This window comes from Microbacterium sp. (assembly GCF_011620665.1).
In the GTDB taxonomy this organism is placed as follows: Bacteria; Actinomycetota; Actinomycetes; order Actinomycetales; family Microbacteriaceae; genus Microbacterium.
On the sequence record NZ_WOYQ01000043.1, the window covers coordinates 12,002 to 19,965 of the forward strand.

Annotated in this window: 6 protein-coding genes; 2 read left to right on the forward strand and 4 right to left on the reverse strand. The window is 67.4% G+C overall.

Features of this window, described 5'->3' with window-relative positions:
• Positions 1-229: 229 nt before the first annotated feature.
• The gene (locus QZV81_RS05975) at positions 230-1,780 is read left to right on the forward strand and encodes a DEAD/DEAH box helicase (protein WP_292834254.1); all 1,551 of its coding nucleotides are present in this window, start codon (positions 230-232) and stop codon (positions 1,778-1,780) included.
• A gap of 214 nt (positions 1,781-1,994) precedes the next feature.
• Here the strand turns inward: QZV81_RS05975 and QZV81_RS05980 are convergent, their stop codons facing one another.
• Both QZV81_RS05980 and QZV81_RS05985 read right to left on the reverse strand, forming a co-directional pair.
• Positions 1,995-2,255, reverse strand: a complete 261-nt coding sequence (locus tag QZV81_RS05980) for a glutaredoxin domain-containing protein (protein WP_292834257.1) — start codon at positions 2,253-2,255, stop codon at positions 1,995-1,997.
• A gap of 20 nt (positions 2,256-2,275) precedes the next feature.
• Positions 2,276-3,412 (reverse strand): xylanase, encoded by a 1,137-nt coding sequence (locus QZV81_RS05985; RefSeq protein ID WP_292834259.1) that lies wholly within the window; start codon positions 3,410-3,412, stop codon positions 2,276-2,278.
• 150 nt (positions 3,413-3,562) lie between these two features.
• On the opposite strand from QZV81_RS05985, the gene QZV81_RS05990 reads away from it, so the two are divergent.
• On the forward strand, positions 3,563-4,708 hold the full coding sequence (locus tag QZV81_RS05990) for a glycosyltransferase family 2 protein (protein WP_292834265.1): 1,146 nt from the start codon (positions 3,563-3,565) through the stop codon (positions 4,706-4,708).
• Positions 4,709-4,781: 73 nt separating this feature from the next.
• On the opposite strand, the gene QZV81_RS05995 is transcribed toward QZV81_RS05990, so the two are convergent.
• Together QZV81_RS05995 and QZV81_RS06000 are read right to left on the reverse strand one after the other, a co-directional pair.
• The gene (locus QZV81_RS05995; protein ID WP_292834269.1) at positions 4,782-6,848 is read right to left on the reverse strand and encodes a heavy metal translocating P-type ATPase; all 2,067 of its coding nucleotides are present in this window, start codon (positions 6,846-6,848) and stop codon (positions 4,782-4,784) included.
• Between the two features lie 236 nt (positions 6,849-7,084).
• Positions 7,085-7,738: a hypothetical protein gene (locus QZV81_RS06000; RefSeq protein ID WP_292834262.1), complete on the reverse strand. Its 654-nt coding sequence runs from the start codon at positions 7,736-7,738 to the stop codon at positions 7,085-7,087.
• Between the last annotated feature and the right edge of the window lie 226 nt (positions 7,739-7,964).

Below are 7,964 nucleotides of genomic sequence, written 5' to 3' on the forward strand. Positions count from 1 at the left end.
GTGGAGCGGATGCCGCAGGTGGAGCGGATGCCGGGGGCGCGGCCGGCATCCAGACTGCCCTGCTAGGCTGAACTCACTTGCCGCGCAGATTCTGGCGCGCTTGCGTCGTAGAACGCTTCCCTCGCCGCCCGGCTCCGCCCGGATGATCGGCTGAAATTCTTCGTACGGCGACCCTGTGCGCATCCGCGCAGAGGCCACCGATCCGGGCGATCACGCCCAGAAACATCTCATGACTGATACTTCTTTCCGCACGCTCGGCGTGCCCGCCCCGCTGCTCGACGTCCTCGCGAAGGACGGCAAGACCGAGGCCTTCCCCATTCAGGTCGACACCCTGCCCGACACCCTCGCCGGCCGCGACGTCCTCGGCCGCGGCAAGACCGGATCGGGCAAGACCCTCGCGTTCGCGCTCCCGATGGTTGCTCGCCTCGGCGGCGCGCTCGCCGGCGGTGCTCGTCGTCAGGGCCGCGTCCTCGGCCTCATCCTCGCGCCGACGCGTGAACTGGCCACCCAGATCAACGCGACGCTCGAGCCGCTGGCGTCGGCTTACGGACTGAAGACCACCACGATCTTCGGGGGCGTCAGCCAGGTGCGTCAGGTGCAGGCGCTCAACGCGGGCGTCGACATCGTCGTGGCCTGCCCCGGCCGACTCGAAGACCTCATCAAACAGGGTTACGCGAAGCTGGATGCCGTGGAGATCACGGTCATCGACGAGGCCGACCACATGGCCGACCTGGGCTTCCTGCCGTCGGTCACCCGCATTCTCGACAAGACGCCCCGCGACGGTCAGCGCATGCTCTTCAGTGCGACACTGGACAACGGTGTCGACAAGCTCGTGAGCCGTTTTCTGCAGAACGAGGTCTTGCACTCGGTCGACGAGGCCAACTCTCCGGTGGCCGCCATGACCCATCACGTGTTCCACGTCGAGGGCATCGAGGCCAAGAACGAGCTCGTCCGCACGCTCGCATCGGGCACCGGCCGCCGCATCCTCTTCATGCGGACCAAGCACCACGCCAAGAAGCTCGCCCAGCAGCTGACGTCGCAGGGCATCCCCTCGGTCGATCTGCACGGCAACCTGTCGCAGCCGCAGCGTGATCGCAACCTCGCGGCGTTCTCGGCCGGCACCGCGAAGGTCCTGGTCGCGACCGACGTCGCTGCGCGCGGTGTGCACGTCGATGACGTCGAGCTGGTCATCCACGTCGATCCGCCCACCGAGCACAAGGCGTACCTGCATCGCTCCGGTCGCACGGCGCGTGCGGGTGCCGAGGGGTCGGTCGTCACGCTCGTTCTCCCCGGTCAGGAGAAGGATGTGAAGGACCTGCTTCGAAAGGCCGCGATCACCGTGACGCCCACGCGCGTCAGCGCCACCTCGCCCGAGGTCGCCCAGCTGGTCGGCGAGGTCGCCGCCTACGTCAAGCCCGAGCCCAGGGTCGAGCAGCCCCGTGGCGGCGGCCGCAGCCAGGGTGCGAACGCGCAGCGCAAGCGCACGGCGCGCGACGAGCCGAGTCGCTCCGACGGCCAGGGCCGCTCGGGGCAGGGCCGCTCGGGCCAGGGCCGCTCTGGTGCACAGCCGAGCCGCGGCGATGCGGGCGCTCGGTCGGCCGAGTCGCAGGGTCGCCCGTCCGCAGACCGCGGGCACGGTTCGGATCGTGCGACGCAGCAGCCCGCGGCATCCGGCAATGCGCGCACGTCGGGCCGGCGCGCCTCGCACAGCGGCGGCGGAAAGCTCACGGTCGGGTCGGTCGTCCGCACCAACGGAGGCGGCCAGCGCCGCGGGCGCTGACGGAAGACGGATACACCCCCGTAGCCGGCTCGGAGTCATCCGGCCGGCTACCGGGTTTGGGCTGTGCGTGCACAAACTCCTGATGACCGCGGGCTGAGTACGCCCGCGCACGCGATCTCGCGGCCGGAACGCGCGGCCCCGCCGGTTCGTCCGTGCCGGGTACGCGCTCCGGCAGATCCCCGTCTCGATCCGGCGGCCGGAGGGCCTCGCGACGTCAGATCAGCGCGAGCTCGCGCAGCTTCGCTTCGACATCGGCGTTGGACGGCTCGACGTGGTGCGAAGCATCGGGATATACGACGACGGGGATATTCGTGCGCCCCGAGATTTCGCGCGCGACATCGGCGGCATCCGGCTCGGCGACGAGGTCTACGTAGGTGTAGGCGACACCGAGCGCGTCGAGCTGCGCCTTGGTGCGCACGCAGTCGCGGCACCAGTCGGCGCCGAACATGGTGATGGTGGGCTCAGAAGGGGTCATGCGTCCATTGTCCCCCTGTTTCACGACTCTGGCGCTGCGCCGATGAGTTCGATCAGATCGGCGACGTCCATCCCGAAATTGATGCGGATGCAGGGGAGGGCGAGCTTGTCGGTGCCGACCGAGACGTAGCCCTGCTCGATCGTGCGCGCCATCGCGTACCCCGCCGCGCGCAGGCCCTCTTTCGACCGCTCGTCGTGGTGTCCGTAGGGATAGGCCACGACTTCCTTGACACCGCCGAGCGCGGCGGCCGAGGCTTCCATGTCCGCTGCGATCTCCGCCGGCGTCAGGTTGACCATCTGCCCCTGGCCGCTGGCGCCGGCCGTGTGCATCGTGTGCGTGTGCGAGCGCGGCAGGATGAACCGGTTCTGCTCCGCGACACCATCCCCGGTGATGTCGAACGAGGTCGCCATCACCTGCAGCTGTTCGTTGATGGGGGCGGCCATCGTGAGCCACGTCGGATCGGCGTCGTCATCGGTGACGATCGCCGCGTGGTCGGGCAGGAACAGCGCGCCGTCGATGAACGCGTCGAGCTCGTCCCACGTGGGCAGATAGAACGCGCCGGCGCTGATGTGCTGCATCTGCGCGCGGTAGTCCTCGATGTAGGCGTAGTTGCCGCGCAACCAGCCGCTCTCGCCCTCGGCTTTCGCCGTGAACTGGTGGTACATGAGGATCGGAATGCGGGCGTTCTCCGTCGCGACGGCGTCAGCGGTCGTCCACGCGCCGTAGAGCGTGGTCTGCTGCGCGCTGCAGGAGACGAGCTTGGAGCCGTTGACGCGTGTGGCGGGGCTTCCGGCGTTCGCAGCCGCGTTGGCGGAAGCCGCGGCCGCGGAGTCTGCGTTCGCATACCAGCCTGCGAACACCCGCCCCTCCGCGCGGGGAATCGGCAGAACCCGATACAGGGTGTGCTGCGTCTGCAACTGAGGATCGAGGGTCGCGCCGTCGATGACGAACGAGACGGCGCACGCTGTCGGGTCGGCGGCGTCCGCAAGAAGCTGCTCCACGACACTCAGCGGCGTCGGCGTTCTCGCGGAGGCCGTGGTCTCGGCCTCTGCGGCGGGTGCGGAAGTGCCTGCGCTCGAACACCCGGTCAGGGCCAGTGTGAACAACGCGACGCCCGCCAGCGTGACCCTCGCCATCGCGCGCCTTGTCGCCTTCACGCCGTGCCCCTTCGCAGTCCCTGCCTGACACTATCGCGAGGGCGATCCTTACCTGTGAAATTCGTAAGGGAAGCGACAGGTCGCCGTGCGACGATAGACGGGTTCGTCACCACTACACGGCGGGCGACCTCGTATTCTCAGGGGGACATCATCGACCTGTCGATCATCGTGCCGACGTTCAACGAGGCTCCGAATGTCGCGGAGCTCGTCCGCCGGACCGCCGCAGCGGTCGCCGATATCGAGGCGGAGATCATCTTCGTCGACGACAGCACCGACGACACTCCCGCCGTGATCCGCGCCGTCGCCTCATCGGCTGCCCTCCCGGTGCGCGTCATCCATCGCGAGCACGGGCTCGGCGGGCTCGGCGGTGCGGTGCTCGAGGGCTATCGTGCGGCAGCGGCCGACGTCTGCGTCGTGATCGATGGGGATCTGCAGCATCCGCCCGAGAGCATCCCGTCTCTGTATGCCCGCCACCGCCAGGGTGAGGTGGATGTCGTCGTCGCCTCTCGCTATGCCGCGGGCGGCGCATCGAAGGGATTGGCCGACAAGAGCCGCGTGTTCGTGTCGAAGGCAGCCACCGCGCTCACGAAGGCGATGTTCCCGATCCGGCTCAAGGAAACGACCGACCCGATGACAGGGTTTTTCCTGGTCGACCGCACGACGATCGATCTCGACGGGCTGCAGCCGAGAGGGTTCAAGATCCTGCTCGAGATCCTCGCCCGCAAGACGCTGCGGGTCGCCGAGGTGCCCTTCGCGTTCGCTCCCCGCTTCGCCGGTGAGTCGAAGGCGTCGATGCGACAGGGGTTGCACTTCCTCATGCAGCTGACCGCGCTGCGCTTCGGCAAGATGTCGCTGTTCGCCGTCGTCGGCGGGCTCGGCGCCGTAGCGAACGTGCTGATCGTGTGGGCGCTGACGCAGGCGGGTGTGGGCTACATCGCGTCGGCGATCGTCGCCGCCGAAGTCACGATCATCGCCAATTTCCTGCTGATCGAACGGTTCGTCTTCCAAGATATGCGAGGGCAGGCATCCGGCGTCTCATCGCGTTTTGCCAAGTCGTTCCTGTTCAACAATGCCGAGGCGGTCATCCGCATTCCGATCGTCGCGTTCATGGTCAGCGCGAGTCATATCTCGGTCGTCGTCGCCACCGCCATCACGCTCGTCGTCGCGTTCTTCGTGCGGTTCGTCTTCCACTCGCTGGTCGTCTACGCACCGAAGAAGCGGGGCGCGGCGACCTCGCCGGTCCGCTCGGCTATCGAGGACTTCGACAAGCAGGCCATGCAGCCGGGTGAGCTCTGAGCCCGGCGGGCGGAGCCGAGCCTGAACCTGATCGTCGCACGGCGCCGAAGCCCGCCGTGTGCACGGTTCGGTTCTAGCGATCCAGGATCGTCCGGGTGCTGACTTCGGGAGTGAGGTTCAGCCGTCTGAGAAGCTGCGCATTGAGGGCGACGACAATCGTGGACAGCGACATCAGGATCGCACCGACCGACATCGGCAGCACGAAGCCGATGGGTGCGAGGATGCCGGCCGCGAGCGGAACGGAAATGAGGTTGTAGCCGGCCGCCCACCAGAGGTTCTGCGTCATCTTGCGATAGCTCGCGCGAGACAGCTCGATGACCGACAGTACGGATCGCGGGTCGGAGCTGGCAAGGATCACTCCGGCGGATGCGATCGCGACATCGGTGCCCGCGCCGATCGCGATGCCGACGTCGGCTTGCGCAAGGGCGGGTGCATCGTTGACGCCGTCACCGATCATCGCGACCTTCTTTCCTTGCGCCTGCAGCTCGGTGATCTTCGCGGACTTGTCTTCGGGTCGGACCCCGGCGAAAACCCGGTCCACGCCGAGCGCGCCTCCCACGGCATCGGCCACGGCTTCGGCATCCCCGGTGATCATCATGACCTCGATGCCGAGCGCGTGCAGTGCATCGACGGCATCGCGGGACTCCGCGCGGACTTCGTCGGCCAGTTTCAGCGCGCCGATCACGGCGCCGCCCTGGAGGACGTGGAGGATGATCGCCCCCTCGCGGCGCCATGCCTCCACCGCGTCGATTTCGTCTGCTCCCACCTCCTCGAGCAGACGGGGACCGCCCACGCGGACCTCGCTGCCGTGGATGGTCGCCGTTACGCCGACGGCGGGTGAGGAGGAGAATCCGCTCGCGGCGGCGAGAGTCAACTCGCGGTCGCGCGCGGCGCGCACAATGGCTTTGGCGAGGGGGTGCTCACTGTCAGCCTCGGCTGCCGCCGCGATGGCGAGAACGTCGTCGGCATCGTGATCGCCTACGGGAGCGACGTCGGTGAGGGTGGGTTCACCCTTGGTGAGGGTGCCCGTCTTGTCGAACAGCACTGTGTCGATCTTGCGCATGCTCTCCAACGCCAGCCGGTCCTTGATCAGAACCCCGCCACGAGCGGCGCGTTCTGTGGAGATCGACACCACCAGAGGAATCGCCAGACCGAGGGCGTGCGGACACGCGATGACCAGCACGGTGATCGTGCGAACGACGGCGGAATCGGGCCGGCCGGCCAGGGCCCACGCGAACGCAGTGATCACCGCGGAACCGAGGGCGAACCAGAACAGCCAACCGGCGGCTCGGTCCGCGATCCGCTGCGCGCGGGAGCTCGAGGCCTGCGCCTCTGTGACCAGCTTCTGGATGCCGGCGAGCACGGTGTCATCGCCGGTGGCGGTGATTTCGATCCGCAGGCCGGAATCGGTCACCACCGTGCCCGCGGTGACGGAATCGCCCGTCCCGCGTGAGACCGCGCGGGATTCGCCGGTGACCATCGACTCGTCCACATCGGCTCGCCCGTCGATGATCCGGCCGTCGGCGGGGACCCGGCCGCCGGGCCGCACCACGACGACATCGCCGACGTTCAGATCGGCCGGTGCCACCGTGACGATCTGGTCGCCTTCGACTCGTTCGGCTTCGTCGGGGAGCAGTTCGGCGAGCGAGTCGAGCGCGGACGTGGTCTGGGCGAGGGAGCGCATCTCCACCCAGTGCCCGAGGAGCATGATCACGATGAGCAACGCCAGTTCCCACCAGAACTCCAGCTGGTGATCCAGCAGACCCAGGCTCGCGCCCCAGGACGCGAGGAACGCGACGGTGATGGCCAGGCCGATCAACAGCATCATCCCTGGGGTGCGGGAACGCAGCTCATTGACCGCGCCGGTCAAGAACGGCCGGCCACCCCAGAAGTACATCACGGTGCCGATGACGGGGGCGATCAGGTGTGCGCCGGCGAAATCGGGCAGGGGATAGCCGATGAGCATTGCGAACATGCTCGAAAACGACACCACCGGGATCGCGAGCACCAGGTTTATCCAGAACAGTCTGCGGAACTGTGCGACGTGATCCCCATGGCCGCCGTGGGCGCCGTGACCGTCGCCTCCACCGGGGCGCGCACGTACGTGATCGTGCGCGATGCGCTCGCTCGGCGTCGTCATGGCGGATTCGTCCGGGGTGCTGACTCCGGTGTGCTGATCAGTCATCGAATCCTCCGGGCTGCGGGTGCTGCTTCTCTTCCTCAACTGTACATACCCCCCGGGGGTATTGGGCCGTCGGTTCCACCGGACTACGCGACGCCGGAGGTGCATACGACATCACCGTCAAGCAGACGCCTTGTTTGCCGCATGATTCTGCGGAAGCAGTTCTCATTGGGGATGGCTGGTTCTCGATGGTTTCAGCCGAGTTCTCGGCCCAGGACCGGCCCGAGGATCACTCGTCGGTGTGACTCATCGGCAGGTCGATGACCTCGTAGATGGCTGGTGAGTACCAGCGTTCGCGACCTCCGCGCCCGTGTGTCAAGCGACCGAAGCCATCCACGCGTCTCTGCGTTCTTGATGAGGTTCCGAGCGCCCTGGTTTGTGAGCTCGAGCTCGACCTCGACCTGCACGGACTTTACCGTTGCGAACGGGTTGCGCATGATGATGTCGACGAGTCGGGGCAGGCTCGACCGTCCCTTGATCGCCTCGGAGTGGTATCGCTCGCGAACGGCGCTGAGTCGTCGAGAGCGGGTGACGGCGTCGTCGGCTTGAGCGCGGACGGCCTCGAGGAAGAAGATGAGCCAGCCCTCGATGTCGGCGCTTTCGCGAACGGCCTGCAGGCGCTCGTAGTACTTGTCGCGGTGCTTTGTGATCGCCTCCCGGGTCCGGTTCGCGTCCAGCGATGCGGAGACGGCGATCTTCGTCCCGTCCACCGCGATGGTGCCGACCTTCACGAGGCCGGCCTCCGCGCACATCGCCAGCACCTGGGTGAACAGGCCCGCCAACGCGTCCGCGTGGGTGGCGCGGAACCGCGCGATCGTGGTGTGGTCAGGGAGCAGGTTGCCCGCCACGACCCGGAACGCGACATCGACCTCCGCTGTCGACGTCCTCGATCAGCTGTGCGCCTTCGCCCAAGTTCTCGCGTCACCTCATCACGGACGCTGTAGGGGCGCTCATCGGTCCTCGCCAACCCGCCATCCGGCGTCGCCCTTCGCATCATCGAAGCCATTTCTGGACCAGACCCCTCTTTGCCAGGCTGGTTGTGAGTCATTCCACGATCGGTGAGGGAGCAGGGTG